The sequence below is a fragment of the Acinetobacter portensis genome (genome assembly GCF_009372215.1).
In the GTDB taxonomy this organism is placed as follows: domain Bacteria; phylum Pseudomonadota; class Gammaproteobacteria; order Pseudomonadales; family Moraxellaceae; genus Acinetobacter; species Acinetobacter portensis.
This window is the reverse complement of sequence record NZ_LWRV01000076.1, coordinates 16,796-43,222: the sequence shown is the minus strand read 5'-3', so window position 1 is coordinate 43,222 and position 26,427 is coordinate 16,796. Positions and strand designations below refer to the sequence as shown.

The following is a 26,427-nucleotide window of genomic DNA, read 5'->3' as shown; positions in this document are numbered from 1 at the left end:
TGCTAATTCAGCACATATCAATCTTTCATTTAACACAAAACCTCTTATACAAAACCCCAATAAAATAGAAACTATTTGTGATATTAAACACCGTATCCAATAAAAATTCAGCCTCCCACCATCAATACGCCTAATTTTAAAACATTCAATTCAAAAACAGCATGTTTTTTTGAATTCCTGCTTGACCTGATAGCATTTGACACATAGAATTCGTTTCAGATTCTCCAATAGCTCAGTCGGTAGAGCGACGGACTGTTAATCCGCAGGTCCCTGGTTCGAGCCCAGGTTGGAGAGCCAAATTCTAAAAACCCACTCATTACGAAGTGGGTTTTTTATTGCTTAAAGATCCTGCCGTGTTTGAATCGACTCAATTTACCTTTTTCATTATTGGATGTATTGCCTCTTTGGCTTTATTCATCCTCGTTGTTCAGCGCTATGCTCGGCCAACTCAAAAATACTTCCCTCGCCCAGTCATTACAAACTTTGAAAGTAAGATGTTTCATCGACTCAATCAAAGCTTTCCCGAATATCACATTCTTGCGCAAGTGGCATTTAGTGCACTCATCACACATCATAATTTTAAAGTTCGATCTAAGTTCAATCGTAAAGTAACCGACTTTGTCATTCTAGATAAAAAGATGAATGTGATTGCAATTATTGAACTGGATGATCCAACGCATATAGGCAAAGAACAGGAAGATGCAGAGCGTGATGCCATGCTGTTACAAGCAGGTTATCAAGTTTATCGTTATACCGATATTCCAAGCCCACAAAGCTTAAGACGAGATATTCTGAGTCACTCTTAAAACTACTTAAACATAAAAAAGCGACTTTTATGTCGCTTAAAATAACAAACCAAAAGAAATAATGAGCTTAATTATTTTTAGATGCTAAAGCTTCCGAAGCAGCACGCTCCCTCGCTTCTCTCGCTTTCACTTTTAACATAATTTCTTCACGTTGCTGTTTATATTTTTCCTGATTATTTGCATCACCACTTACGGCTAAATAAGACATTGCGACTAAAAATAAAGGAATGATTAATCCTAAACTTGCTAACAATATCGTCTTTTTAGAAATTGGCTTTTTTGTAGATTGCGTCATTTAAAGTCCATCATGCAAGGAACAAAAGGTCGTTCAATATACGTGAATATTTAAATCACAACCAATAAAAAAAGCACCCGATTAGATGCTTTTCATTATTTAAATAAGTCTTATTGTAAAGCTACGGCAATACCTATAAAAATCATTAAACCAATCCATCTATTATGTCTAAATGCCCAGAAACAAAGCTGTGGATCTCGCCCTTTCGTTTTAGACCACTGATAAATAAAATCGGCAGCAACACATAACAAAGCAATTAAGCCGAATGGAATGAGTAAGCTTTCTATATATAACGCTGTTCCAATCAAAACGATACTTATCAATTGAAGCAATGAAATAATTTCAATATCATATTTACCAAATAAAATAGCGGTAGATTTCACACCAATTTTTAAATCGTATTCACGGTCTGTAATCGCATATTGCGTGTCATATGCAACTGTCCAAGCCAAATTACCAAAGTAAAGCAACCAACAAGTTAAGCCTAATTCCTGCCCTACAGCCGTATATGCCATGGGAATTGACCATGAAAATGCCGCACCCAAAAACACTTGCGGCAAATGCGTATAACGCTTCATAAATGGATAAATAAAGGCTAAAAACAATGCGCCAAATGAGCAATAAAACGTTTCTATAGGCAAAAAGAACAACATACATGCACTTGCGACAACTAAAAACAAAAACACATAAATCGCTTCTTTCGCACTAATAATACCAGTTGCCAAAGGACGTGTTTTCGTTCGTTCAACATGGGCATCTACTTTTCGGTCAGCAAAGTCATTAATTGCACAACCTGCCGCACGCATAAAAATTGTGCCCAATATCATTGGAATTAAAATACCTATTTCAGGCATGCCTTTATTTGCAATCCAAAGCGCCCACATGGTTGGCCAAAATACCAACTCTGTGCCAATTGGTTTATCGAAACGGCACAAATAATAATAAGCTTCTAAACGCTCACGCCAAGTGATCTGTTGCGCAACAGACATAAATATCCCTTAACCTTGCTGAATAAACTGCTCAAAAGCAGGTAAAAAAGTTTCTTGCACGATAAATTTGCAACCGTGCCAAGTATAGCAACTTTGTCGTGTCCAACCATCTTCAAGTAAAAGAACACGTCTTTCACATTTAGGATTTGTTCGATCAAACAAAAACATGCCTATTGGTTTTTTCCCAATATGCTGAAATATTCGTGCTTTTTTTTGTAGGCTTAAAATAGGAAAAATACTTTTTGCTTTTACCCAAGGCTGTTTTTCTGAACCATATAAAAAGCTTTCACGCACCCAAGATGTATGATGATGTGACATATTCATCCACTTTGCATCTAAATGCGTTAAACGTACAAAGCTTTCTTGAGTAGGTTCAACACGAAATTTCCCACCCGCTAAATCGGTTAATTGCTGAGTTAAAGAACCCGATGCATATAGCCATGTACGTAATTCAGGAGGTATTTTACCTCCCAACATTTCACACATTTGCTTGTTGCGCATAAGCTCATTACTCTTTTAAATAATCATTAATTTTAACTTAATTTAATCTTTATAAATGCTGTGATCATAAGCAATTGGTCATTCACTTATGAATTTTACACAGTATAAAACTAACAGTTGTCAGTTTTAGCAATGACTTCAAATTTGCCTTGTGGCGTTTTAATTAAGATAAAACCTTCAGCACTTAAATAGAAACTTTGCGGATAATCAAATTCAAGCGCCAATTCAGGATTTTTTAATGCTACAAATTCCGCTTGCTTATATCCTTCCACAGTTCGACCAATTTCCATATAAGTCACTTCAGAAAAGTTCAACTTAAAACCTTTATCGTGATCTTTAGGATCATTCCATGGAAAAAATCCAGTATGCTTTTTACGAGGCTTTGCCATAACAACTCAAATATCAAATGAATAGATTCATATTAACTCAAGATAATAAAAAACCCGCGACTAGCGCGGGTTTTTTATCGTGAAATTCTAAAAAAAGAATTACAAGCTGTAGTACATATCAAATTCAACTGGGTGAGTTGTCGTGTTCAAACGACGAACTTCTTCAGTTTTAAGCTCGATATAAGCTTCAAGCATTTCTTTAGTGAATACGCCACCTTTAAGTAAGTAGTCGTGATCCGCTTGAAGTGCTTCAAGTGCCATATCAAGGCTGTGTGCAACTGTAGGGATTTTCGCTTCTTCTTCAGGAGGAAGATCGTACAAGTTTTTGTCAGCAGCTTCACCTGGGTGAATCTTATTCTGGATACCATCAAGACCCGCCATCAACAATGCCGCGAAACCTAAGTACGGGTTCATCATTGGATCTGGGAAACGTGCTTCAATGCGCTTGCCTTTAGGGCTAGAAACGTAAGGAATACGGATAGAAGCCGAACGGTTACGTGCTGAGTAAGCAAGCATAATTGGTGCTTCATAATGCGGAACTAAACGTTTGTACGAGTTAGTCGATGGGTTTGTAATTGCATTCAATGAACGAGCGTGTTTAATCACACCGCCAATGAAGTAAAGTGCCATTTCTGACAAACCTGCGTATTCATCACCCGCAAACAAGTTCTTGCCGTCTTTTGCAATCGACATATGAACGTGCATACCAGAACCGTTATCGCCAACCATTGGTTTAGGCATAAACGTTGCTGTTTTCGCATATTGATGCGCAACGTTCCAAACAGCATATTTGAACTGTTGTACTTCGTCGGCTTTACGAACCATCGTATTGAAGCTCACACCAATTTCTAATTGGCAAGATGCAACTTCATGGTGATGTACTTCTACACGACCAGGACCCATGATGTCTTCAATTTTTGCACACATATCTGCACGCATATCATGTGAAGAATCTACAGGAGGAACTGGGAAGTAACCGCCTTTAACACGTGGACGATGACCTGAGTTACCTGCTTCGTAATCTTTACCTGTAGACCAAGCAGCTTCTTCAGCGATTAATGTATGGCGCGCGCCAGACATATCGATATCCCATTTCACTTCGTCAAATACGAAGAATTCTGGCTCTGGACCGAAGAATGCAGTATCACCAATACCTGTAGATTTTAAGTATTCTTCTGCACGGCGAGCAATCGAACGTGGATCACGGTCATAACCTTGACCAGTTGAAGGCTCAATAACGTCACAAGTTACAACGACAGTTGGCTCTGCGAAGAACGGGTCTAAGAAACATGTTTCAGCGTCTGGACGTAAAATCATGTCAGATGCTTCGATACCTTTCCAACCTGCAATTGAAGAACCGTCAAACATTTTGCCGTCTTCAAATGTGTCTTCGTCAATTGTATCTGCTGGGTAAGTTACGTGTTGCTCTTTACCCTTGGTATCAGTAAAGCGAAAATCGACCCATTTTGCGCCACTTTCTTGGATGAGTTGAAGGACCTTGTTCGCCATGCTCATTTTGCTCCGATGTTTTTTTGTTGCACTTGTGAAGTGCATGTTAGTAGTTGACTAGTATTAAGCAATTACCGTACCAACTTTTAAAACCAATACCAAAATACTGAATTCCTTATCAGAAAACATGCAATATGGGCTTGGCTTAGGCTCTATTATACTGTCTGTACACGGAAATGCACCATATTCACCCATTCTTCATCGTATTTGTTTAAAAAGATTTTCCGATAGCACCAATTTAGTGCAACGATTGTTTTAAAATCATGATCTGACTAAATTTATTCGTTGAATTCCACCAAATAATACTCAAAAATATTTTTTATTATTTTTAAACTATATTTTTCATAAATTAAGTTTAAACATTTGGTGAAACTTATACATGCTTCATTTTGGGTCGTCTCTATATATTTAAAAAAAGGCTTTTAAAGCTCAAAAAATCTTTCAGGCATCAAAAAATTATCATTATTTAATATATTAATGAAAGAGCTCTGATATCGCTTTCATCAACGAAATATAAAGCGATTATTTAAGAAACCTATCTCCCATCATCTATACTTATACAATCCAACTCATAAGGCTTAACAACGATTATCATATAAATAGTTCAGCCGAAAATGATTATTTTTTGCTATGATGATTCGCGATTCATTTTATACCAATGAATATCAACAACATGCTAATTTCTTAAGCTTTCATGTTGATAGAATGGATACTACTTCAAACAATTAAAACGCAATAATATGCGTAAATTTCAATAGGTTAGCTCATGCTCTTAATGATCGAAAAGAAGCATAATTATCAATTATTATAAATTACTATAAAGATAAAATACTTAGCTATTTTTAAGCGGTCTAAATTTTAAATTATTATAAAATACTATCAAATGACAGCGAAGTGATTTGTGAGTAAGATTGTGAGTAACAAGCTTTCGACACTTCGTTACTCACAACTTATGCTAAATGATACCAAAATTAAACAGTTAAAAGCACGTGAAAAAATGTATCGCGTGGCTGATCATTCAGGCTTGTGCTTGGAGATTCGCACGAACGGAACTAAGCATTGGCGGTTTAGATATCGCTTTCTTGGTAAAGCATCAATGTTGAGTCTTGGTGAGTATCCAATGATTACACTTGCGGCTGCACGTCAAAAAGCTGTAGAGCAAAAATTACTTCTTGATCAAAATATTGACCCCGCAAAATTCAAAGCTAGTGAAAAAGAAAAAGCTAAACTTATTGCCGAATCAACCTTTAGGGAAATTGCGCTTGAATGGTACGAAACTAAAAAGAATCGTAGATCTGAGTCATTTAGAACTACTGTAGAAAAAGCATTCGAAAAAGACCTCTTTCCTGCTTTTGGCCATAAAGACATTAAGGGTGTTACACCGCATGATGTTTTAAGAATGCAGAAAGATACTATCAAACGAGTATCTAAACAGATGAATCATGGAACTGGTGAAAGCACAGCGATTAGAAATAGACAGCTTGTTAACTCAATTTTTAACTACGCTATTGCAAATTTACGATGTGAAAATAATCCTGCAATCTCACTTGGGCAAACTGTAGAGCGTCCACCAAAGCAAACAGCAAGACCATTGACGGATGAAGAAAAAGCACGCTTTCACGAAGCATTAAAAAATAGTCGATCGACCGAAATGGTGAAAAATTCGATCAAACTTTTAATGTACTCAATGATGCGATCAATTGAGCTTTGTCGCTTAAAGTGGGATTGGGTGGATTTAAAAAATAAATTAATCACCATTCCACCCGCAACCAAGGAACAACTTGATAAGGGTGAACGCAATATTAAGATGAATCGAACTCACCTTGTGCCCTTAACAACACAAATGGTTGAGATTCTAAAGATTCAAAAACAACAATCTAATGATGAGTATGTGTTCTGCTCGGTGTTTAATAAATCCAAAATTATGAATAAAACCACGATAAATAGGGCACTAGGCTCTATGGGGTTTGAATTTACAGCACATGATTTTCGAGCAACAGCATCAACCGTTTTGCATGAAGCGGGGTATAGTTCTGAATGGATTGAATTGCAATTAGCGCACGTTGATAAAAATGCAATTCGTGGAACATACAATCATGCACAAAATTTAGATGATCGCAGAAAAATGATGCAAGATTGGTGTGATATTGTGGATGGGTGGTAGAGATTATGAATATTCAGAAAAAAATTAAGTGCATAATTGCTTGCACAATTGCCTTGATAATAGTTTTGATTATTTCATCCATTATTTATTTGGGATGTAGCAAGGATAGTAGTCCTGTAATCAACTCATTAACATTAATAGGCGGTTATGTTGGGGCTATAACAACCTTAGCTGCTGCTTATATCGCTAGCTTATTATATGTTGATTGGAGATCTCAAATTAAATATTCTGTGCAACTGCAAAATTTAAATAATGCAGCTTTGATAATTTCAGAATTAATGCCTTATTTTAAAAAAATTCGAGGGAATTATGATAATTACTTATTTTTGAATGATCGGTTTCAATATATAACCAACAAAAAAACTACTATCAACACAAATTTAAAACTTACTACTCCTGATTTGAGTATGCTTAATAATATTATTAGTAATCTAGAACAAACATTAACATCCATGTCTATTTATTCTATACAAGGTGAAAATGGCATGTTGCATGATGAAATATCTAGGTTTGGCATATCACTCCAAGCATGGCTAGATGGATTTAAATTTATTAACGATAATTTTAACAACCTAGAATCTATAAAAAAAATACCTTTAACCCATAATAATATTAAGGATTATGCTGATAATTTTTGCGATTGCAACAGCGTGTTTTACTATGAAAATATAGATGAACTTGGTAATGCATATAATATCTATAGTCACAATGAAATAAACATATATTATGATTTAATGGGTATTGGGGCGGCAATTGAATCATTTATTAACAGTATTGAAAAATAAAACCCTCACTTGAGGGCTTTTCCTATTTCAAATCATACTCAATAAAAACAACAAATTAATTCAATTTGCAGCTGCTCTTACATAGTGTCTGAGCAACTTAAATTTCAAAACAAGAATTATCTAATTGATTCAGAAATTCTTCTGATTGCATCATCAGTAGATCTTTTTACTGAGGGGTTCTGATATGCAGAACTATTTACAATTTTAACTAAAGCTTCCAATTGATCCGCTTTTGCTTTTTCTAATTCAGGATTAATATCTTTAGACATTTAAAAAACCTAATAAATTAAATAAACTTCAATCACATAATATCATTTTACTCTTCATCTTTTAAACTTTTCACACCCTGAATTGATGTTTTAAAACCTACATCCTTATCAATACTATGTGTGCATTGCTCAATAATCCAATTACCAGTAATACCCTCTCTAAAATTCAAAAGAGTTACTGGCATTTCTGCTGAAATTTTAGGATTACCAGGTAAATTTAAACTAAGACTATCCTCACCACGGCGTGATTGATCAAGTGATGCTTGTGCAGCAGCATATGCACTTTTCTCATCTTGATAATTATGTCTTAATCTTTTTACAGGCTCACCATCTCCGACTTTAACTTCTTTTCTTTTAGCACCTTTTTTATCATGCCAATAAGCAATTACAGTACCTGCACTATCACTTGTGCTCGATGTCATTTCCCAATCGCTCACTTCTTCTTTTGATAAAATCAAATTAGGCAAGTCAATATCGCCTCGTTTTACGAAAAGTAGCTTTCCACCTGCAGGTTTACAGATCACATCGTACCTTTTAGCAATACGTAATAAAAAGTTTAAATCCGATTCATCAGACTGATCAAAATGTGGAAGTTTGATTTTAGCGACTGCATCACTTACAAATGGATCTAAGCCATGCTCTCGTGCAATTTTAGTGACTACTGCCGACACACTTGTATCTTTTGGCCATGATCTTGTTTTTTGAGATGCTAATGATGTAATTCCACTTTTACTTGTTAATTGAGGTACAGCACGACCACGAATAACCATTTTTTCAGGTGGGCCTGATAAAGAAACTTCACTGACTATATAAAGCCCCATATCCACCATTGCTAAGTCATACCCCATAGATATTCTTAACTCAGCACCTTTTTTGGGTAACTCAATAGGACGAATAGGATCGTCAATTAATGAAATCTCACAAGTATCCGACTCATAACCTGTTCCATCGGTAACAGATACATACTCATATAAATCTGAAATGATGCTGGTGATATCAGTTTCATTGGCTATTACAGAAAAGCATGGTCTTAATCCCATAGTTTCACCTTCTGCTTTTCAGTTGATTGTTTTACCTCTGGTAGCTCAATCAAAACACCCGCTGGTAATATCGGGCCATAATTAGTAATACCAAAATTAGCCTCAATGATGTTTTCCACCACTTTATTATTTGTATTTCCATAATAGCGGTAAGCGATTTCATCTAAAGTGTCGCCATCTTTTGTTGAATACTGAGCCATTTATATAAATCCTACTGCATTCATAACTGTGCCAAGCAAACCTAAACGCCCGGGATTATCTGAATATTTACGTATATTGACTGTAAACTCTTGACGACGAGGGACTCCAAAAGCAGCAAATTTGGTTTGACCTTCGGTAATACTACCAATCACCCAATAACCTAAAATTCTACCTGTACCACTCACAAGTAATTGAGGTTGTCCAGTTGCAGCTAATGCTCTTAGATCATCAATTTGCCCTGTACCACCTTTAAACTCTGGATAAACTACGCCAGTTAATGAAATTGCATCTTCGCCCGGTCCTAAATACTGAAGATTATCCCAACCACCAAAGACAGCTTGTTCACCCCACTTGTAATTTGTTGTTCGATTTAGCTCTTGATAAGCAGCTGTATAAATACAAAAGCGAAATGCACCTAACTTCATCATTGTTAAGTATGTACCGTAAATCTGACCATCCATTATTGTGCATACCCCGCATCTAACATTGAACCGCGCTGAGCCACACCATTTGCTCTATTAATTTTTTGCATCACAATATTGGCAATTTCATTTGGATTTTGCCCTGGTGCAGCATTAATTGTGAATGACTGAGTAATATTTGGTTGTGACACAATGCTTTTGGTATTGGCTCCGCGAATTTGTGGTGCTAGTGTTGATCTGTGCGGAATAGGAGTTGATGGTGCTTTGGATGGCGCACTATTTCCTCCAGTGAAGAATGCTTTTGTTTTTTCATACGCCTTTCCAACAGCTCCACCAATGCCACCCAAAATGGCTGCTCCACTATCTTTTATCCATTTAAACATATCAATGACGGGTTGAATTTTTGCTTTTATAGAGTCCCATACAGCCCCCATAGCTTTGCCGAAATCCACAAATTTAGCTTTTGTTTTATCAACAAATTCAGCAAAAAAGACTTTTATTTTATCCCAGTGTTTATAAATAAGATAAGCAGCACCCACCACGACAACAACGATGGCTGTAATTGCTAAAATCATCGGATTGGCAAGCATTGCTTTACCAACTATAGCGAATACAGTACCAATCATCTTAATGGCAGAAACCATTTTAAACAGCAAACCAACACCAAACTTACCCACAAAGCCCAGCACCGTACCAATCATTTTAATTGGGGTAATCATCTTGGTCAGCATTCCAATAGCCACCCCTGCACTTCCACCCAACACAGAAAAGCTACTTACAGCAAGTGCAATTGGTCCAATAACAGTTGTAATACCAAGTGCTACCGCAGCAACACCACCAACAACCGCAACTGCCCCTACAGCAACTTTCGTTAAAGTTGATGATAGTTCTGGATTTGCTTTAGACCATGCTGATACTTTGTCTACAACAGCTCCCATTTTTCCAAGAAAAATATTTAAAGGTGGAAGTAAGACAGACCCAATACTTATACCAAGTTCCGCTATTTTATTTTTAAAAAGAATAATATTGTTGGCTGTCGTTTCAGCTCTTGCTTTGTATTCATCATTCATAGATCCAGCATATTTAGTAGCATCACCAACTTTTTTTAAGTTTTCCTCTAAGGCATCCATGTTGGTAAGCAGAGGCGCAATTGCACTTAAAGATTCTTTGCCGAATAAAGTTGCAAGCATTGCGCCTTGCTTTTCTTTTGGTAAGGCTTTAATTAATTCCAGAATTTTTAGCGTAGTTCCTTCGGCATCTTTTTGCATTGACTTAGCAACTTCTTCAGAATCCAACCCCAAATCTTTCATTGCACTACGTTGTGATTTCGTTGCAGACTCACCCGCTATTAACGCAAGCATCATATTTTTAATGCCTGTAGCTGCTATTTCTTCTTGCACCCCCATACCACGCATAGTTGCACCAAGAGCCGCAATTGATCCAGATGCAAAACCTCCAACTTCACCTAATGGACCAATACGCTGAACAATATCCATGATTCCTTTTGCTGCGGCTGGGGTACTATTCCCTAAATAATTAATTTTATCCGCCAATGTAATAACTTCATCTTGCGACATTTTAAAAGCAGTACGCATTTCTGCCATGCTTTGACCTGCTTGTTCGGCGGATATGTCAAATGCAACACCCATTTTTACAGCTGATTCAGCAAATTTAGTTAACTCACTCGTTGCAATTCCTGATTGAGCACCAGATGCAACAATATTTGCAATATCAGTTGCAGCCATAGGCAATACTGTGGACATTTTTAAGACTTCATTTGTAATTGTTTTAAATTGTGTATCCGTACCACTAAATACTTTTTTGACATCTGCCATTGAGCTTTCAAAATCAATTGCTAACTTTACAGGAACTATCATTGTTGCAGATGCAGCCATAGCTCCACCTAAAACTTTTGCAGCACCACCACGAATAGCAGCATTTTTTTGACGTGCAGATTCAACCCGATTTAAATTTTCTTGCGATTTGGTGAGACGGTTTAATTCATCTGTCACACTCGAATAACGTGCACGCAAATTATCAACATTTTTACCCATGCTTCCGAAAGTACGAATGGACTCACCAAGCATAGATTGTTGTTTTTTGACACGCTGAATTTCAGAACCAATTTTTCCTAATTGAGAAGTCGTACTGCCAATTGCAGTGCGTAAAGACCCTGCAACCTCACCACCAATTGTGATAATGGCATTTAATTTCTTATTTGACATTGTATCTGACACACTTAAACCAATGTGCCATTTTGTTATTTTTAATGCTTTTTATTCATTATTCACTTATGCAAAGAAAAACCGCACTTAAGCGGTTTCTCTTGGTAATCCATCACACCACCAAATCAATCGTGAAATTGGTAATCTTTCAATTTCAGTCAACGACCATGATGTAAATGATGATAGTGCAATAACATTTTGTCTAATGTCATTTGCACTTAAGCTGTAAAAAGTCGGTATGATGCTTGAAGGCGTTTATAGTCCCGTACACCCAAACCTTTAATAAAATCTGGTGTAATTTCACACAGGTTTGCGAACATAGTGACTTCCTGCTCTGCATCAGACTTGCCCTTTGCTTGCATTTCAGCAGAAAGTAAATCTTGCACAGTCGGTTCACGCATATCTACATGTTGAATGCCACCATAAGCACGGCTTAATTCAATCTTATTATTGCCTTCCTCTTCTTGGATATAATCTTTCTTTAAGTCTTCTAAGTTTTCCATCTTTTACATTCCTAATGCTGAGCGAATATCTGCCAATATATCTGTGCCATTAATAATACGAACCATATTGATCACATCAATTTCATGAATTACTTGACCACCAATGGTTTGTTTGTAATACGTCAAAGACAAATCATATTTGTCTTTAGGTGCTTCACCAGGTTTTGATGTGCCTTGGTTGATTTTTACAATTTTACCCGTCAAATTATGAACTACAGCAGTTGTAGTACCATCATATGATTCCATCGCTTCGCGCACTATAAATGAAGTTTGACTACCTTCCTTTACACCGAATAGTGACAAAACATCTTTGCTATGAGAATTCAACGTGAAGTCAGCAACTAACTTTTCCATACCCATAGTGATATCAATCGGGGCATCCATACCACCAGCGCGGTATTCTTCAGTTTGTAAAGACAATTCAGGCATATTGGCTTCATCTGTGTTACCAGCATAGCCACGACCATCAACAAATAAATTAAAATTCTTACGAATATCCTTTGCTACACCCATCTCAAATACTCCTTAAGAAAAAATCTCTTTGATATAGTCATTGACCAAATGAGAACGGAAAATAATATGCTCAGCTGGATACACTGGCGTAAAGTCAAAATCGAAATAGATTTTTCCTTGTGCAATTTGATCTGCTGAATTTAGATCAGGGTCTGCCCAACAAGAACCACCCAAAATAGCACCGATGTTTGTGAGGTAACGCAAGTAAGCATTCACACCCTCAATCACATCATCTACATAAGTTTTTGTAATGCCACGATCTACAGCCCAAAGGTGTGCAGCTTTTAATGATTCATCAATCATATCTGCTGTACGTACAACACATAAGAATGCCCATTTTGAATCACTTGAAAGTGTGCGGTTGCCCCAAAGACGATAACCCTGTTGGCGGATAATTGTTGTGATATTTTTTTCATTGAGTAAATTTGCACGACAATTCGCGTCGCCCATTGCAAAATCAATTGCACGAGCAGTACCAACAATACCATTGATTTCTTGGTTTGATGGAGACCACCACCAACCACGATCATTGTCTGATTTAGCAATTAAACCTGCAACACATGCACTTGCCCATTCTTGAGAAGTTTCACCACCAACTGATTTTAAAACTTTAGGATCAACCAAGAATACGCGTTTAGAACCAAAGTCTTTTGAATATGCAATTGCATCGGCATCATTGGTATTTGGGCCATCTGCAATAATGACGGCTTTTAATCGCTCAGCAATTCCAATTAATTCTGCAACCACTGGATTTGCTGTTGCTGGAGTTTCACCAACTGCTTCTGTACGTGTATGAGTAAAGCCTGGTGCAATTAGAATTTTTGGCACAAAACCTGTAATGTTTTCAGATGCTAAAAATGCATGTACGCCTTCATACGTACCAGTGTTTGCATCCACCCCACCAATCACATTAGCAAGTGTTTCTGTAGAAGTTTCACCTTCATCAATGCGAACAACAACGAGTACGGCGCCAATCTGATCAAAAATAGAATCAATAGCTTGTGGTAGTGTACCTTCATCACCTAACTTTGCTGCAAGCGTACGAGAACCAGCAATCAATACAGGTTTGTTTAAAGGAAAGATCAAGGGATCTGCTTCTGGTGCAGACCCAATCATGCCAATAGTGGAACTACGCACAGTAGTGATGGGACGTGCACCATCATCTACCGTGACGTTTTGAATCCCATGTAAAAATAAATCGCTCATTAACCGCAATCTCAGTTGAAGATTTTAGTCAATTCTTACGCTTTAAGTAGTAGTTTTCATTATTCACAATTGCGAATCACTGAAATCATAATCATTGAAAACTTTATAAAAAGCATGCTTTTTTAAAGTTTTAGTATTGGTGATATGCGGATTTGTTGCATTCTTTTCTGTTGCAAACATTCCTCGTGAAACTCCTGCACTTTCAACAATGCGTCTAGCAATTGGTCGATTATAATTACCCTTTATTGAATAAGGTTGCATATCACTCAAGAAATTTAATCTATAAATACTGACTGGAAAAACAGCACCAATAGTTGGAACAGGGATATGAGCAAATCCTTTCTTAAGTCGATACTCGGTCAAACTTTTACCATATAAAACTCGAACGGGAATACCATTTGGTGGTTGATTATTCGCATTCCAAATAGTATCTCCTAGAGCACCAGTAAATACGATTTTATCATCTAAGTATTTATCAAAAGATAAAAATACTGAATCATCACCCAAACCTTGCGTAGCAAAAAAAACATTGGAAATTTCTACTAAATCTGCTGAGTACTCAACATCACCTAAATTCTGAATATTTGAGCCTACTGGGTGCTCACATGAGATACAGTCAATCCCTAGTTTTTCAGCGATTTCGAGCCCAGAGTCATTTAAACCATTTACCTCAACATTTATTGTCGCACAGTCAAAATCTGCAATATCTTTTAGCAAACATGTTACTGCAGGACTATCGTAGCCCTTGCTTAGCGTTGAAAAAGCTTTCAATTGTTTGACTCTATTCTGACTTTCCCCGTTATCAATTAATGAGCTTAACGTATCTTCTAGAAAGTTCTTGTAAGATTCAAAATTTGCATAATTCCGCTCATGTAATCTCGATTCTAATTTAACACCCTCAGGTGATATAGAAAAATTATGATAGTACAACGCATACAAGTTAAAGCTATCATGCTCATAAATTAAAGGCTCAAAACCCAATACGCCTAATTTTGTTTGTCTGTCATTATTCTCTCTAATATCTTCAAAAACTTCATCATCACTCTTAATGTTATTTTTAAAAAATGATAAACAATATGCTAGTGAATTTGAGGCTATCACCTCGTTCGTTACTTTATTCTTTATTAAAAAAACGCACTCATACATGTGAGATGGAGGGGTAATTATTAGGTTTTTATTCTCTATAGTTAGGCCTGATCCAAAAACATGTTCAGATTTTGAATAATCAAATTTGTTAAACTCCCCATCCCAAACACCTTCCACAATTCCTTTTGAGTGACAAGTAACACCTAGCCCATAGTTAATATTAATACTTGATTCTGCTATTTTAAGCCCCCAAGCCAATTTAGGTATATTGCAATTCAAAGTGAAATTTACTTCTGAAAAACTCTCGCTGCTTACTTTAATTTCACTTAAAATTGCATTAACTTTATTTTGATTTTTTTCCCAATTTAAGTGAATCTTTTTATTATTAGACTTTACAAAATTTACATTTGATAAAAGCATACATTTAAAAAAGAAATTTTGAATACTAAGCTTTCGTTTTTTTAAAGAGCGTAAAATTTTCATAGAAAAATAAACAAGATAACTAGTTAAAGTTATTTTATCATAAATAAAATACGCTCTTAAAAATTAAATTCTATAGAGCCAAAGCATACTCCCAAAACTCATCAATTTCTAAATCTGTTTTTCCAAGAATATCTCGCACAACGCCAATGCTTTGGTCGTTCCTATCAAAATAGCCAGCATCTTTAAATCCAAGCATTGTGAGATCACGTGTGTATTCATCTTCAATACGCAAGATTTGAGCTTCAATATCTGAAGACTTATAACCGTTTTCAAGCATGCCACGCATGAATTGATAGCGTTTGAGTTTTGGGTATTGTGAACGTTTGTATGCGATTTTTTCTTCTTCTGAGCGTGGATCCATCCAATCTATACCGTTCCACTCGTGAAATTGTGAAGGCTTAGGTGGTCTAAATGTAAAGTCAGAATACACTTCAGAACCATCTAAAAAAGCATTTTCAGCAGCTGTCATACGTTCTTCTGTTTCTATGAAAAACTCATCACGGCTTTTAATGTCAGCAGAACTAGGTTCAATATCGCACCAACTTTTTAGAATTGAATGTTTGTTAAAAATATAAAACATATTATTTCACCCCAATAATCATGTAATTTGCGGTAAATGATGTTGCTACACCACCATGAACTGTGTTACTCATTCTTAATTTTGCTGTCACTACTCGACCATTCAAACTACACTCGTAATTTAATTGATCACTTCCTCTGTTATCAGCTGCATGACTGGAGCTTGTACCATTTGCTAAAGACACCATCCATTTACATTGAGATTCTGTGAAACCATCTGGCAAAGGGATTGTGCCGCCATCTGCAATAATCCCCGTCATTACAACTACTGTACTTTTGGTATCATTCAAAATCTTAACTTGTGCAGCAGTTGCAGCCTCATTTGTGCTATTGCTTGTGAGTGTGTTGTTTAGTTTTACTACGCCTGCAACGCTTGTTGATGCAGCAGGAATTCGTGCTGCAGGGATTGTACCTGTACTGATTTTAGAACCATCAATTGCAGTTGTTGCAATTGCAATGTTTGCCGAACCATCAAACGCTGTTGCTGTTCCCGTTACAGCTCCTGAAATTGCAATTGTTCTTGCTGTTTGAAGTTCAGTTGCAGTTGCTGCATTACCACTGGTTGATTGATTACCTGCTACATTTACACCTGGTAAATTAATATTTGCAATGCCGTTAAATGGTACACCACCAATCGTACGTGCATTATGTAGCTTGGTTGCACTTACAGCATTATCATTTTTATCCAACTTACCATCTTGTAAGGATTTACCAGCATTTGCGGACAACGGCTTATTAGGATCAGCAGTAATTAAATTATCTACAATCTCAGTACGTTTAATAAAGTTTTCTTCTACCCACGCTTGAGATGCATAAATTAACGATTCATCTAACGTAATCTCAACAACCGAACCATCAGTTACATTTTGCGTAAATCTAAGTCGATATTCACTTACACCCGATGGGTCTGCAACTTTTTCAAAAGGAGCATGTGAACCATGTGAAATTAACTTTCCATTCGCAATGATTCCCATCTCTCGCACCCAAAACCCACCAATACTGGATGGGATAATCGTTTCAATCACAATCCAATTGGCATTTGTTGCGTGTCGCTCGTATTTAGTGACAGCTTGACGATGAACTTCACGTACTAGAGATGTTCGTGCCTTATTTGGGGTTGGTACTGAACCGTTACCATCTCCAAAAGCAATATGAGTGATATTCAACTTTGTATTTGTGGCAATTGCATTCGCTATTTCAGCGTCACCTAAATTTGTTGTGACATTATAATATTCAGCCATTTATGCCCTCGGCTCACTTGTATACGTTAATGCTGTTTGATGCACAATAAGGTTGCGTATCGTTAAAATTGGGTTAATTGTTACGGTAAGGTTTGCTAAATGCCGTGATGCTGCTTTAGATTCCGAAACTAAGCGATTAATTTCAGCGTATGTTTCTGCATTTAAACTTTTGCCAATGACGTTTAGCTCTAAATTAAAAGTACCTGGTACTAAATTAGGTTCTGCCTTAAACCATTCGATTAAAGTCACTTCGTAACCAAAGGGTTCTAAGGCTTTTTTAATTGCTGCTGGCGTGCCTTTTAAACGATGTAAAGCTCGTGATTCTTTAATGACTTTTCGTTTTAATTCTTCTTGCCAGTTGTCATCCCAATAATCGACAGACTTTTGCCAAGCGATAAATGGTAAAAATTGCGATGGCACATGATCTATATCTTTAACAATACGAATGGATGGTAAATCAAAAGCATCTTGACCGACTTCAGCAAGTTTTCGTTCTAATTCTGTGGAATTTGGAGGAAGTAAACTTGTCAAATTACACCTCCAACCGTAATACTTTTAGCGGTGCAATATGGATGGTGATAACTATCCATCACCAAATCTGCTGCAGGTGAAATAATTTCGACTCTCTCAATACCATCCACGTGCAATGCTGCATAAATTGCAGATAGATAAATGCTTTCGCCATTTTTTTGAGCATTTTTTATGTATTTATCTAAGCGAATATTTGCAGCTTCAAGTAACAAAGCATCTTCTGCATTTTTACCGACATACAGTACAGCTTCAATTTGATAATTTGTTGCAATACTTGATTTTACGGTTGGTCGATCACCCACTGGGCGTACTGTGTCTGGATCTAATGCCGTTTGAACAATACCAATAAGCTCTTGTGATGCTTCACCATTTTCACTATCGACTTGTGTAATCACAATGTCTAAAAAGCAAGGCGTTGCCTCATCAGATTTCACCCTAATACCATCCACACGACCATCTGCAGACAATGTGAAATAACGATATGCATTTGAAGACCCTGCTGTGTTCATGCCATCGAAGGACAAAATACAACGCTCTTTTAAACGTTCGTCAGACTCATAAACTGCCTTAATCGGAGGTATTACAGAATTATCTTCAGGAGTCACTAATAAACGGGTGAGTCCGTATTCTGTGAGTGCCAAATGGTCTAGATCTGCACCTTCTGCATAAGCAAGTAAAAGTGACCGAGCATCTGCATTACATTTAGCTTGGTACAGCATTTCTAAATATGCATTTTCTTGTAGCAACTTAGTAACTGGTTCAGATTCACGCTGCAACAAGCTACGAATTTCTGCTTGCTTATCTATCTCGTGTAGAGCAATAAACTTCTCTTTTCTTTGATTGAAAATAGCTTCGTAGCTTAATTCAGTTACTAAACTTGGAGGTGGTAATTGTGAAAAATCTACTTTGCTCATTTGCCCACCACTATCCCATCTAATTGAACAGTTTTACCGTCAAGTTTATATTTACCTGTAATTCGTAAAATGATTTGACCAACTACAGCACTCGTCACATCTACTGCTGTTACTGTTAACCGATCTTCCCATTTCATTAATGCTTCAGCGGTTTCAGCAACAATATCAATTACTGTGCTTCTATTAGTTGGAGCGTCAATAAGTTCAAATAATCTAGAACCATAATCACGGCGCATAACACGTGAGCCAATTGGTGTATTCAAAATGTCGGCTATAGACTGTTTCAAATGATCTAAGCCAGATAAATCACGACCTGTTTCAGCATTCATCCCCATTAAATGACACCTCCTGTATTACCACCACCTGTCTGAACACCGCTATGACCATGACCTTCACCAATATTTTTCCCGTTGTGTGTCACGGATCCATCAGTCATTGCAACGTTACCTTTTAAGGTTGCTGTTCCACCACTACCACCCATACTCAATGACTTAGCTACGGTTAAATTCCCTGTGCAAACAGTATTAGGTGCATCCATAGTGATTGTTGATTCGGCTTGTATTTGAGCTGTATTGCATCGAATAACGACATGACCACTAGAAGCAGAGGCGTCAACGAATAATATGTGACTTGATTTGTCATACTCGATAGTCGTGCCATCCGCAAAAACACGCTTCGGATTTTCACTATCGCCTACGTTTGGAAAAGCATCTTGAGAAATAGCAAAAGCAATCACACCCTGCGACAAATCACCAGATGGAGATAAAACTAAAACTTGCTCACCTTTGGTGTAGCCACCATTCCATGATCGATCAGCACCTGCACGATCTTTTGACCACTCTAGATCCGTAACCAACTCACCATCAAAATCAACAGTTGCGGTACCAGCATCAAAATTAACACTGTCTATGCGCCCTATTTTTATAAGATTCCCAAGAATCCGATCCATCTGTCTTAATGCATAACTCATGGCAATATCTCCTGATATGCACTTGAGTGAGCACTGCCAATCGCAGGTGAATAACTAAATAATGCAATTGGAGTAGTGCCTTCTGATTTCCAGATACTTTCACCAACATGAATAGGGATAGAAAAATCCACGCGCCAAACATCGAATCGATCAAGTCCTGGATAAAACGCATCCTCAGTCACATCTAAAAGAGTTAATGGACCTGTTTTTAATTCATGAAAATGTTTGTTTTTAAAAAGGTATTGAGCAAGTTTTAAGGCGAGTGTTCTTACCTTTAATTTAGCAAAAGTTGGGTTGTCTTGTTCTTTTTCCATCGCATCGATAACAACTCTTGCCTCAATACGAGCAAACATAGGTAATTGCTCTGTACCCGCATCTCCTTCCAAATTTAATTCAAAGTCTGGAACCTCAAGCAATAATGCTGGTAACTCTTCTTTTTTTAATGGCAAGCGTTCATTTTCACTTCGATAAAATTCAATCAACTTAAAATCATCTTTAAATTGATCTGAAAGTTTTTTTACAATGTTGTCATGCATTGCAACAATATCTGTTCCTTCTATCGCATCTGCCATTTCAATTCATGCTCCAAAACTTTAAAAAATTGCTCTTGGTATCCATTAGAAAATGCTTGTCCATCCAAATATGTATCAGCTTTTTCTTTTATTTCTAACGTTTGCTTTTCAAGTGGCAAACGCCCTTTTCCTTGTCTTTTAAAAACCTGCCCTTTAGCAATAAATGCACTATCTCGTTTGTGCTTACCTGCCGTCACACCGCGTTTGGTTTCACGTGCATTTAAGTGAATCAGTGATATTTCATTCAAGCCATACCAAAGATTAATCGTCCAACCTGTACTGGTCTTTTGAATTGTGGTTTTACGCATTCTTCTACGTATGATTTTCTGCATTACTTGCAGTTCACCACTTAGGCCTTTTACAGTTCTAGTTTGAATCCACTTAGCCATTTTGTTTAATGTACGGCTCAGCGCGACATTGACTTGTTTTTCCGTTGGCTCAAGTTCCGCAATAATCGCTTCTATCCCTTGAGCACTAATATCAAGTGAAATCATTCATTCTTTTCAAGTTTAAGAATAGATATTCCTGTGCCATCTTGTTGTGGATAGCTCATGACATAAAATTTACGCCCATCAGGAAGTAACAAACCATCACCTCGCTTAACACTATCAACATCAATAGATTTACAAGTGAATCGAGGTTGAGCATCATCAACTTCATATTCACCAAGCTGAGCATTTAGATATGGTTCATCAAATATGCCTGTTACTGGCTTATCACCAGATCCATCTTTAAACTGAACAGTGGCAACAATAGCAAAGCCACCTGCTGTATCAGTTTGTAGAAATACATCTAAATTTTCCCAACTTGGTGACGTCATTATTGAGATTCCGCAGCTGTTTGAATCGCTTCGATTAATGCATCTTTGGTAAGAGATGCATCAAGTTCAAGTTCATATTCTTGCAGTGCAAATTCAACCAATTGAGCCTTTGTCATTTTAGATAAATCAACTTCATCTTCTTCAATCGAAGACGAATTATCCTCAACCAACACACCACGCCCACGAGTCAATAAGTCTTTTGCAAGCTCTTGATCAACCTCTACTTCTTCACCCGCAATACGAATTTCACCATCAATTGCCACAGCGGATGTAAGTGCAATGACTACAGTAATTTTTTTAACCATTTTTATATGCCTATATGGATTCTAAAGACAGGTTTGAAACCAGCATTAAGCTGGTTTCTTGCCGTAGCAAATTGAAGCTGTGTTACGAAGAATAAAGTCAACATCTTGGAAACCAACGATGCGCACACCACCTTTTGCACTTGATGAATACGGATCGATAGTGATATCGAGACCACCCCATAATGCGATGATTAAGTCAGCAAAGTTACCGAAGAACACATCACCATCAGCAATCTGATTAGTAATTTCAGTACGATAACCATTTACTGTATTACCAGGTTCCCAAATCGTGCTTTCTGTACCTGTACCAAAACGTGCGGTAGTTTTTGCATGACCACGCATTAATGCGTTAAAAACATACGCCATGCTGTTTGTATCAGCATTGTCTGAAGAAATTTCAGATTCCATTTTCACAAGTTCTGCAAAAGTAGGATTATCCGCAGCAAAATTCACAGCATTAATGCCTGAAATATTTTTCAAGCCTAATGGCTGGTTAGCTGACCCTGAACCGTAATAAGCAGCATGATCAATTTTTAATGCGATTGAACGATTTAGATCATTCCAAACTAAATCTTCTGCTGCAGGTGAACTTTGCTGTAAAAGCTTACGTGTAATTTCAACACGACCACCAACCGTTTTAGGAGATGCCTTCAATTGAGAAGTAGTAGGATTTGAACCACCGACCTCTTCATCTTCACCTAACCAATATGCTGTTGAACCAGCGGTTTGTTTTGGAATATCAACATCACCTACTAAACCACCCATCACATAACCAAGACCCATGATTGATGTGCGGTTACGAAGCATATCTACAAACATATCTGCCCGATGATCTTCAGCAACAAGACTTGCACCCGAGCTTGAAGTACCGCCTTTTTCAAAGGCACGATTTAAAACATCACTCGGCACTAAAATACCTTGTGCAGTACGACCATAAGCTTTTTCAGCTTCACGGCTACATTCAATTTCAAAAGCTGCTGCTTCTTTATCTGCTTGTGTTGCATTCGGTAACATCGCACGAATTGCACGAACTAAACTAAAACGCTGAACTTCAGTATCAGACAAACCAAGATTGCTATTACGTGTCTGTTCACGTAACGGTTTGCTTTGTTTTTCATGGGTTCGTTCTAAAATCGCAGATTGTAGTTCTGCTGCTGTCTTGTTTTCATCAATAAACTTACGAACTAAATCACCTGCACCAAAACGCTCACCTAATGCCATTAAATCACTTACACGCTTACGTTCTGCTTGTGCTCCATGTTGTGCTGTGTCATCAGCAGCACGAACTATTTCAATTGCACCAAAACGCTTACCTTCGGCATCCACTTGTTGACGGACTTGATTGCCCTTATCGTCTGTAAAATGTTCCCAATTCATAATATGTTTTCTCTGCTGATGAGGAATTTGACTATTGTCGATGTTGTTATTTTGCGAAGATAAAGGCTTGTTTTCATTATTCACAATTGCAGAGCGTCCAACGCCTACTGTGATATCTGCAGGTACAGAGACAAGTGAAATCTCGTAAGGTTCCCAATCTGTAATGAGATAAACATCATCATCGTTACGTGTTTCTTTTAACTTGGCACCAAGTACGCGATAACCCACAGATACATGCTTACGAATACCATCTTTAACATCTTGGAAAATCTCTTCTGCATGTGATGAACGACCAAAACGAACTACTGCACGACCTTTACGATCTGCATCAATACGTACTGATTCAACAACACCTACCTGATCATCCCAATCATGATTTAGCAATAAAGAGCCACCAATGATGCGATCCATACGCATAGCACCAGCACTATGATCTAAAACTTCAAAACCAAACCAACGCTGTACTTCCACTTCACTTGAAAATGAAAGCTCTACAGTACGTTTTTCTTCGTCAATTGAAGCACGCTCAAAAGTAAAAGAACGTGTTAATGCTTCTTTATTAAATTCAGGCAACACAGTGTTTGAAGCATCTCGTGTCCAACAGGTGCCAGCCAAAGCCATAGCTAAATTGATACGATTCATTTTCATTTAAATACCTTCCTTCGGACGTCCAACCGTCCCTGATTGTTTACGCCCCATACTGGCAAGTACCATTTCTTCTGCAGTTTCAGCAGAAAAACCTTGATTAATGTATTCATCTTTCATTGTTTTTAAATCACGTGCAGATTCAGCCCAAACAGTCTGTGGATCCTTACCTTGTTCACGAATAACCGCACCTGGTGAAGTCAGCATGTTATTTTTTGCTTTTTCAGCAGCTGCTACTTCACTTGATGGATCAATCCACGTCCAACGACGTGCTTGCCAAGACACTTTATGCAGACGATCAAGATCCAATGCAGAATATGCCGTGCCATTTTTCTTTTTAAGTTGCCCTTTTAATAAGGTGTATTTCAACCATTCGAAAAACACAGGCTCAATTAACGTTTCAATCAACCACTGTTGTAACTCTTTCCAGTGCTCACGCTCATCTAATGTGCCTTGACGAATACTCGAGAAATTGACGTTTTCCAAATCTGAAGCAAGGTTGTTATATAAAACCCCCATACCTGCCGCCATTGATCTAAGCATTGCTTTATGGAAAGGTAAAAACTCTCCTGTTGGATAGTTTGGCGACCATTCTTTAAGTTCTGCACCTTCTGGCAACATTGAAAATTCACCAGCTTGCGACTCAATTTGAATTTCATCATCATCTTCAAATTTTGGGCCGAATCCATCTTTCCACTGGATAAAGCCCATCTTGTTTGCTGATACACGAGCATTCACAATGGCTGAATCTTCAAACTCTGATATTTGATGTAATCTAAATAAACTTGTAGAAGTCCAAGGCAAGCCACGTTTTTGACCCACCATATCTTCTAAAAATCCATGAATCACATCAGATGCTTCTACTCGAGTGTAATTATTGGTTGCTGTTCGATAATGAATATCATCACCATCAGTAGCATTAAAGTAATAAGCAACAGGCTTACCATAAGCATTAAACTCAATACCTTGACGAATAAATCTGCCATTTTTTAACTTGGCGTTGTAATCAATTGGACAACGTTGTGAATCAATAAGTTGTAATGAAAAACCCCATGGCCCAGCATCACCACCACGAATGATCCGTGCAAAAAATTCACCATCCTTGGCAGCGGAAACTACACAAGTCCGCTGAATGGAACGCCAAGTTTTCTTCGACTGAATATCGCAGTTTTCTTTTTTAGACCACTCCACCCATGCAAGCTCAAGTGTGTCATTAGCGTGAGCATCAAGTTTTCCTGCAGTGTTTTTAACTTGTGCTTGAAGTGTTACACCAGTAGGGCCAACAATATTTTGGTGCACCATACGAACATAGTTTTTAGCGTAATCATTGTTTGAACATTGCTCACGACTGCGTGCTACTAAAATTCTTTGGTTGCGCTCAATCACAATGTCTGCGCTAATTGGCATCGATGGCCATTTACTATTTAAGCGACCTGAAACTGCCGCTTTAAAAGAGCGGACCATATTTCGATAAAGCTTTTTCGGCTTCGATACGGTGACATTTTCTAAATCAGTCACGGCTGGTGTTCTGATCTGCTCTACTTTCTTCAATCCAAACATGACTTACCCCAAACGCACACGTAGAGTTTTACCAAACAGACTTTTCCCAGATGCTTTCGCTTCTTCACGGTTCACTTCTGCTCGATACTGATCACGTAGTTTTTTTAGAGCCTCAAATGAGGTGCGGTAAAGTTCACGGTTATTAATTCGGTAACGTTCTTGGTCAAGGCTTGCACGCCCTTCAATAGTCGCTTCTATCGCATCTAATGTTCTTCGTGCATGACTTCTAAAATCTTGAGTAACTGATTCATTTGCTAAATCAGTCTTAATCTCAACAGTACCAGCTTCAAGTTCGTCGACTTCACCTGATTCAACATGAACAGCACGAAGTGAATAACCGTAATGTCCTGCTTTATATTCTTTGGTTTCTAAAGCAGAAATATTGAAAATGTGTATATTGCCCTGTGGCTCTGATTGCATATCAATTGCATGAGCACCACGTAAATAGGCGTGAATTGTCCAATTTGAGGCAGGATAAGCGGTCAAATTCAAACTAAATTTAAACGTGGTACCTGCTTTGATTTGGTTTGGAAATTGCTGACCACTCATGTATTTTTAACCAAAAATGCGTGTTTTCTTGGTCTTATCATTATTTTTTAGGTGATTTTTTTCATTATTCACAATTGCAAAAAAACCTCACATATAGCGAGGTTAATCTTGCTTATAATTAATCTAATTTCTTTTATTTTTTTTATCTTTAAAACCAAATTTAACTTTTATTTTATAATAAATATCTTCAGATATTAAGTTTTTGATAATATTTTTAGGCTTTAAATAAAAAATGATAAATTTTTTGTATAAAAGCCAATTAAATGGTATCGATCTAAGCTCTTTTATTTTTATGTTAAAAGTACTCATATCATCATAGAGATCAGATAATGATAATCCATCATCATAATATTCTATAACTTTAACCGTCATAGGTATGATTTGTATTTTATATGGTATTTGATAATAAAATAAATGCTCGTATCCATTCTTAAAATATTTAGATGCATATCTAATTCTCGTGAATTTTTCCAATTTAAATACAAAGTGCTTATCCCCTTTATAATTTTTACTGAAATCAGAATATTTAAGAACGTTGTAATCTACATAATCTGAGTTATTATAAATATGCTGCGAATTAGACAGACAATTAAAACAATACCAAACAGCAGGTTTTTTTATTATTTCTTCAGCTATAATACTTAAACTATTCTCTTTCAAATAATCATCATCACTAAGTGTGAAAAAATACGCATTGTCTATATTTTTGTTCTTTAGAAACGATTCCAACATTAGATTTCGTGACTTATTAATACCTATATTATCACTTTTAATGTATTCAATATGGTCTTTTCCTTCTATCAAAGACTCTAACTCAGCATAATTCGTGGTTGATCCATCATTAAATATTACCAACTTATAATCTGAATATGCTTGCTCTAGCACTGATCTAACAGATCGTAAAACCAACTCTGGTCTATTGAAAGTTGGTAACATAATATAAAAAAATGGCGACTTTGATATTTTCATATAAACCAT

Annotated in this window: 31 protein-coding genes and 1 tRNA gene; 4 read left to right on the top strand and 28 right to left on the bottom strand. The window is 37.0% G+C overall.

Features of this window, described 5'->3' with window-relative positions; translation table 11 throughout:
* Window positions 1-221: 221 nt before the first annotated feature.
* Both A6M14_RS08420 and A6M14_RS08415 read left to right on the top strand, forming a co-directional pair.
* A tRNA-Asn gene (locus A6M14_RS08420) sits at window positions 222-297 on the top strand.
* Between the two features lie 56 nt (window positions 298-353).
* Window positions 354-806 (top strand): DUF2726 domain-containing protein, encoded by a 453-nt coding sequence (locus A6M14_RS08415; protein ID WP_188110882.1) that lies wholly within the window; start codon window positions 354-356, stop codon window positions 804-806.
* A 67-nt stretch (window positions 807-873) separates the two neighbouring features.
* Here the strand turns inward: A6M14_RS08415 and A6M14_RS08410 are convergent, their stop codons facing one another.
* The 5 genes from A6M14_RS08410 to glnA all read right to left on the bottom strand — a co-directional run bounded on the left by A6M14_RS08410 (window position 874) and on the right by glnA (window position 4,495).
* Complete coding sequence (locus A6M14_RS08410; protein ID WP_152874514.1) at window positions 874-1,101, bottom strand: hypothetical protein; 228 nt, start codon at window positions 1,099-1,101, stop codon at window positions 874-876.
* 110 nt (window positions 1,102-1,211) lie between these two features.
* A complete protein-coding gene (gene ubiA / locus A6M14_RS08405; protein ID WP_152874513.1) occupies window positions 1,212-2,090 on the bottom strand; it encodes a 4-hydroxybenzoate octaprenyltransferase in 879 nt (292 codons plus the stop codon).
* A 9-nt stretch (window positions 2,091-2,099) separates the two neighbouring features.
* Window positions 2,100-2,591 carry a chorismate--pyruvate lyase family protein gene (locus A6M14_RS08400; protein ID WP_152874512.1) on the bottom strand — a complete coding sequence of 164 codons (492 nt, stop codon included), beginning with the start codon at window positions 2,589-2,591 and terminating at the stop codon, window positions 2,100-2,102.
* 110 nt (window positions 2,592-2,701) lie between these two features.
* The gene (locus A6M14_RS08395) at window positions 2,702-2,980 is read right to left on the bottom strand and encodes a hypothetical protein (RefSeq protein ID WP_152874511.1); all 279 of its coding nucleotides are present in this window, start codon (window positions 2,978-2,980) and stop codon (window positions 2,702-2,704) included.
* Between the two features lie 99 nt (window positions 2,981-3,079).
* Window positions 3,080-4,495 (bottom strand): type I glutamate--ammonia ligase, encoded by a 1,416-nt coding sequence (gene glnA, locus A6M14_RS08390; protein WP_171500265.1) that lies wholly within the window; start codon window positions 4,493-4,495, stop codon window positions 3,080-3,082.
* A gap of 946 nt (window positions 4,496-5,441) precedes the next feature.
* Between glnA and A6M14_RS08385 the strand changes: the two genes are divergently transcribed.
* Together A6M14_RS08385 and A6M14_RS08380 are read left to right on the top strand one after the other, a co-directional pair.
* Complete coding sequence (locus tag A6M14_RS08385) at window positions 5,442-6,653, top strand: tyrosine-type recombinase/integrase (protein WP_152874518.1); 1,212 nt, start codon at window positions 5,442-5,444, stop codon at window positions 6,651-6,653.
* Between the two features lie 5 nt (window positions 6,654-6,658).
* Entirely contained in the window at window positions 6,659-7,438 is a 780-nt protein-coding gene (locus tag A6M14_RS08380) for a hypothetical protein (protein WP_152874509.1), read from the top strand.
* Between the two features lie 116 nt (window positions 7,439-7,554).
* Here A6M14_RS08380 and A6M14_RS14115 read toward each other — a convergent pair whose 3' ends face one another.
* The 23 genes from A6M14_RS14115 to A6M14_RS08270 all read right to left on the bottom strand — a co-directional run bounded on the left by A6M14_RS14115 (window position 7,555) and on the right by A6M14_RS08270 (window position 26,385).
* Complete coding sequence (locus A6M14_RS14115) at window positions 7,555-7,707, bottom strand: hypothetical protein (protein ID WP_171500264.1); 153 nt, start codon at window positions 7,705-7,707, stop codon at window positions 7,555-7,557.
* Window positions 7,708-7,754: 47 nt separating this feature from the next.
* Entirely contained in the window at window positions 7,755-8,747 is a 993-nt protein-coding gene (locus A6M14_RS08375; RefSeq protein ID WP_152874508.1) for a phage late control D family protein, read from the bottom strand.
* Window positions 8,738-8,947 (bottom strand): tail protein X, encoded by a 210-nt coding sequence (locus tag A6M14_RS08370; protein WP_152874507.1) that lies wholly within the window; start codon window positions 8,945-8,947, stop codon window positions 8,738-8,740. The genes A6M14_RS08375 and A6M14_RS08370 overlap by 10 nt, the downstream gene beginning before the upstream one ends.
* Window positions 8,948-9,409 carry a phage tail protein gene (locus tag A6M14_RS08365; protein WP_152874506.1) on the bottom strand — a complete coding sequence of 154 codons (462 nt, stop codon included), beginning with the start codon at window positions 9,407-9,409 and terminating at the stop codon, window positions 8,948-8,950.
* Entirely contained in the window at window positions 9,409-11,607 is a 2,199-nt protein-coding gene (locus A6M14_RS08360; RefSeq protein WP_338325171.1) for a phage tail tape measure protein, read from the bottom strand. Before A6M14_RS08360 ends, A6M14_RS08365 begins: the two co-directional genes overlap by 1 nt.
* 206 nt (window positions 11,608-11,813) lie before the next feature.
* Entirely contained in the window at window positions 11,814-12,098 is a 285-nt protein-coding gene (locus tag A6M14_RS08355; protein WP_152874505.1) for a phage tail assembly protein, read from the bottom strand.
* Between the two features lie 3 nt (window positions 12,099-12,101).
* On the bottom strand, window positions 12,102-12,611 hold the full coding sequence (locus A6M14_RS08350) for a phage major tail tube protein (protein WP_152874504.1): 510 nt from the start codon (window positions 12,609-12,611) through the stop codon (window positions 12,102-12,104).
* A 12-nt stretch (window positions 12,612-12,623) separates the two neighbouring features.
* Complete coding sequence (locus tag A6M14_RS08345) at window positions 12,624-13,817, bottom strand: phage tail sheath subtilisin-like domain-containing protein (RefSeq protein WP_152874503.1); 1,194 nt, start codon at window positions 13,815-13,817, stop codon at window positions 12,624-12,626.
* A gap of 63 nt (window positions 13,818-13,880) precedes the next feature.
* Window positions 13,881-15,386: a hypothetical protein gene (locus A6M14_RS08340; protein ID WP_152874502.1), complete on the bottom strand. Its 1,506-nt coding sequence runs from the start codon at window positions 15,384-15,386 to the stop codon at window positions 13,881-13,883.
* A gap of 70 nt (window positions 15,387-15,456) precedes the next feature.
* A complete protein-coding gene (locus A6M14_RS08335) occupies window positions 15,457-15,966 on the bottom strand; it encodes a hypothetical protein (protein WP_152874501.1) in 510 nt (169 codons plus the stop codon).
* 1 nt (window position 15,967) lies between these two features.
* Entirely contained in the window at window positions 15,968-17,206 is a 1,239-nt protein-coding gene (locus A6M14_RS08330) for a phage tail-collar fiber domain-containing protein (protein WP_152874500.1), read from the bottom strand.
* Complete coding sequence (locus tag A6M14_RS08325) at window positions 17,207-17,737, bottom strand: phage tail protein I (protein WP_152874499.1); 531 nt, start codon at window positions 17,735-17,737, stop codon at window positions 17,207-17,209.
* Window positions 17,734-18,651 carry a baseplate assembly protein gene (locus tag A6M14_RS08320; RefSeq protein ID WP_152874498.1) on the bottom strand — a complete coding sequence of 306 codons (918 nt, stop codon included), beginning with the start codon at window positions 18,649-18,651 and terminating at the stop codon, window positions 17,734-17,736. The genes A6M14_RS08325 and A6M14_RS08320 overlap by 4 nt, the downstream gene beginning before the upstream one ends.
* Window positions 18,648-18,986 carry a GPW/gp25 family protein gene (locus A6M14_RS08315; RefSeq protein WP_152874497.1) on the bottom strand — a complete coding sequence of 113 codons (339 nt, stop codon included), beginning with the start codon at window positions 18,984-18,986 and terminating at the stop codon, window positions 18,648-18,650. The genes A6M14_RS08320 and A6M14_RS08315 overlap by 4 nt, the downstream gene beginning before the upstream one ends.
* On the bottom strand, window positions 18,986-19,621 hold the full coding sequence (locus A6M14_RS08310; RefSeq protein ID WP_152874496.1) for a phage baseplate assembly protein V: 636 nt from the start codon (window positions 19,619-19,621) through the stop codon (window positions 18,986-18,988). The genes A6M14_RS08315 and A6M14_RS08310 overlap by 1 nt, the downstream gene beginning before the upstream one ends.
* Window positions 19,618-20,193, bottom strand: coding sequence for a hypothetical protein (locus A6M14_RS08305; RefSeq protein ID WP_152874495.1), 576 nt, complete (start codon window positions 20,191-20,193; stop codon window positions 19,618-19,620). The genes A6M14_RS08310 and A6M14_RS08305 overlap by 4 nt, the downstream gene beginning before the upstream one ends.
* Window positions 20,178-20,687 (bottom strand): phage tail protein, encoded by a 510-nt coding sequence (locus tag A6M14_RS08300; protein WP_152874494.1) that lies wholly within the window; start codon window positions 20,685-20,687, stop codon window positions 20,178-20,180. Before A6M14_RS08300 ends, A6M14_RS08305 begins: the two co-directional genes overlap by 16 nt.
* Complete coding sequence (locus A6M14_RS08295) at window positions 20,684-21,013, bottom strand: head-tail joining protein (RefSeq protein ID WP_152874493.1); 330 nt, start codon at window positions 21,011-21,013, stop codon at window positions 20,684-20,686. The genes A6M14_RS08300 and A6M14_RS08295 overlap by 4 nt, the downstream gene beginning before the upstream one ends.
* Entirely contained in the window at window positions 21,013-21,318 is a 306-nt protein-coding gene (locus A6M14_RS08290; RefSeq protein WP_152874492.1) for a hypothetical protein, read from the bottom strand. The genes A6M14_RS08295 and A6M14_RS08290 overlap by 1 nt, the downstream gene beginning before the upstream one ends.
* Before the next feature lie 45 nt (window positions 21,319-21,363).
* Window positions 21,364-23,343: a phage major capsid protein gene (locus tag A6M14_RS08285; RefSeq protein ID WP_152874491.1), complete on the bottom strand. Its 1,980-nt coding sequence runs from the start codon at window positions 23,341-23,343 to the stop codon at window positions 21,364-21,366.
* Window positions 23,344-24,900 (bottom strand): phage portal protein, encoded by a 1,557-nt coding sequence (locus A6M14_RS08280; protein WP_152874490.1) that lies wholly within the window; start codon window positions 24,898-24,900, stop codon window positions 23,344-23,346.
* 3 nt (window positions 24,901-24,903) lie between these two features.
* On the bottom strand, window positions 24,904-25,449 hold the full coding sequence (locus A6M14_RS08275; protein WP_152874489.1) for a hypothetical protein: 546 nt from the start codon (window positions 25,447-25,449) through the stop codon (window positions 24,904-24,906).
* Between the two features lie 123 nt (window positions 25,450-25,572).
* On the bottom strand, window positions 25,573-26,385 hold the full coding sequence (locus A6M14_RS08270; protein ID WP_241678057.1) for a glycosyltransferase family 2 protein: 813 nt from the start codon (window positions 26,383-26,385) through the stop codon (window positions 25,573-25,575).
* Window positions 26,386-26,427: the final 42 nt, after the last annotated feature.

Coding starts and splice junctions, on each gene's coding strand:
- A6M14_RS08410 (WP_152874514.1), bottom strand. CDS start 1,101: ATGACGCAATCTACAAAAAAGCCAATTTCTAAAAAGACGATATTGTTA.
- ubiA (WP_152874513.1), bottom strand. CDS start 2,090: ATGTCTGTTGCGCAACAGATCACTTGGCGTGAGCGTTTAGAAGCTTAT.
- A6M14_RS08400 (WP_152874512.1), bottom strand. CDS start 2,591: ATGCGCAACAAGCAAATGTGTGAAATGTTGGGAGGTAAAATACCTCCT.
- A6M14_RS08395 (WP_152874511.1), bottom strand. CDS start 2,980: ATGGCAAAGCCTCGTAAAAAGCATACTGGATTTTTTCCATGGAATGAT.
- glnA (WP_171500265.1), bottom strand. CDS start 4,495: ATGAGCATGGCGAACAAGGTCCTTCAACTCATCCAAGAAAGTGGCGCA.
- A6M14_RS08385 (WP_152874518.1), top strand. CDS start 5,442: ATGCTAAATGATACCAAAATTAAACAGTTAAAAGCACGTGAAAAAATG.
- A6M14_RS08380 (WP_152874509.1), top strand. CDS start 6,659: ATGAATATTCAGAAAAAAATTAAGTGCATAATTGCTTGCACAATTGCC.
- A6M14_RS14115 (WP_171500264.1), bottom strand. CDS start 7,707: ATGTCTAAAGATATTAATCCTGAATTAGAAAAAGCAAAAGCGGATCAA.
- A6M14_RS08375 (WP_152874508.1), bottom strand. CDS start 8,747: ATGGGATTAAGACCATGCTTTTCTGTAATAGCCAATGAAACTGATATC.
- A6M14_RS08370 (WP_152874507.1), bottom strand. CDS start 8,947: ATGGCTCAGTATTCAACAAAAGATGGCGACACTTTAGATGAAATCGCT.
- A6M14_RS08365 (WP_152874506.1), bottom strand. CDS start 9,409: ATGGATGGTCAGATTTACGGTACATACTTAACAATGATGAAGTTAGGT.
- A6M14_RS08355 (WP_152874505.1), bottom strand. CDS start 12,098: ATGGAAAACTTAGAAGACTTAAAGAAAGATTATATCCAAGAAGAGGAA.
- A6M14_RS08350 (WP_152874504.1), bottom strand. CDS start 12,611: ATGGGTGTAGCAAAGGATATTCGTAAGAATTTTAATTTATTTGTTGAT.
- A6M14_RS08345 (WP_152874503.1), bottom strand. CDS start 13,817: ATGAGCGATTTATTTTTACATGGGATTCAAAACGTCACGGTAGATGAT.
- A6M14_RS08340 (WP_152874502.1), bottom strand. CDS start 15,386: ATGAAAATTTTACGCTCTTTAAAAAAACGAAAGCTTAGTATTCAAAAT.
- A6M14_RS08335 (WP_152874501.1), bottom strand. CDS start 15,966: ATGTTTTATATTTTTAACAAACATTCAATTCTAAAAAGTTGGTGCGAT.
- A6M14_RS08330 (WP_152874500.1), bottom strand. CDS start 17,206: ATGGCTGAATATTATAATGTCACAACAAATTTAGGTGACGCTGAAATA.
- A6M14_RS08320 (WP_152874498.1), bottom strand. CDS start 18,651: ATGAGCAAAGTAGATTTTTCACAATTACCACCTCCAAGTTTAGTAACT.
- A6M14_RS08315 (WP_152874497.1), bottom strand. CDS start 18,986: ATGGGGATGAATGCTGAAACAGGTCGTGATTTATCTGGCTTAGATCAT.
- A6M14_RS08310 (WP_152874496.1), bottom strand. CDS start 19,621: ATGAGTTATGCATTAAGACAGATGGATCGGATTCTTGGGAATCTTATA.
- A6M14_RS08305 (WP_152874495.1), bottom strand. CDS start 20,193: ATGGCAGATGCGATAGAAGGAACAGATATTGTTGCAATGCATGACAAC.
- A6M14_RS08300 (WP_152874494.1), bottom strand. CDS start 20,687: ATGATTTCACTTGATATTAGTGCTCAAGGGATAGAAGCGATTATTGCG.
- A6M14_RS08295 (WP_152874493.1), bottom strand. CDS start 21,013: ATGACGTCACCAAGTTGGGAAAATTTAGATGTATTTCTACAAACTGAT.
- A6M14_RS08290 (WP_152874492.1), bottom strand. CDS start 21,318: ATGGTTAAAAAAATTACTGTAGTCATTGCACTTACATCCGCTGTGGCA.
- A6M14_RS08285 (WP_152874491.1), bottom strand. CDS start 23,343: ATGAAAATGAATCGTATCAATTTAGCTATGGCTTTGGCTGGCACCTGT.
- A6M14_RS08280 (WP_152874490.1), bottom strand. CDS start 24,900: ATGTTTGGATTGAAGAAAGTAGAGCAGATCAGAACACCAGCCGTGACT.
- A6M14_RS08275 (WP_152874489.1), bottom strand. CDS start 25,449: ATGAGTGGTCAGCAATTTCCAAACCAAATCAAAGCAGGTACCACGTTT.
- A6M14_RS08270 (WP_241678057.1), bottom strand. CDS start 26,385: ATGTTACCAACTTTCAATAGACCAGAGTTGGTTTTACGATCTGTTAGA.